Raw genomic sequence first — 503 nt, 5'->3', positions numbered from 1 at the left:
GTTTAAAAAACGAAAGCATGAGTTTTTGAAGCAGTAACTACATGCGCCCGATAAAAAGTAATGTGATGAAGATTACCGCATTTTAGCTTATTGGCAAGAGTTCAAAAAGAAGGCGAACTCTTGGCCGCAGCAGACTTTTAAAAACTACCTGCCAATTTAATGTGCGCAAGCTGCGGCACATGATAAACCGAACAGAGTTGTTCCGTGTTGTGTTGGGCAGTGCACTGAACTTTCTGTGAACGAATAACGATTTAATTTGAAACACAAATCTCGAAGAGCAAAAGGCCGCAATTGCAAACTTGCCAAGTGCGACTCTTGCTTAGAGTAAGCACGGCTCAAAAAGTACGAAAGCGTTCCCGACTGCACAAAGCAAAAAACAAAACCCGAATGTTTAACGCCGTGGTAAACGGCAGAATTTAAGTTGCGGCTTTGTGGAATACTTTTGCGTAGCAAAACCACAAAGCCGCAACTTAAATTCTGTCCAGTGGAGCGAAGCGTAACGG

Annotated in this window: 1 protein-coding gene; it reads right to left on the bottom strand. The window is 42.9% G+C overall.

What is annotated here, in order from left to right; all coding sequences use genetic code 11:
* Positions 1-156: 156 nt before the first annotated feature.
* A partial coding sequence (locus AC2CG4_RS20065; protein ID WP_484487956.1) for a hypothetical protein occupies positions 157-503 on the bottom strand: 347 nt, incomplete at its 5' end.

Source organism: Cellvibrio sp. ATLC23 (assembly GCF_057196725.1).
This window is presented reverse-complemented; position numbering and strand designations above follow the sequence as displayed.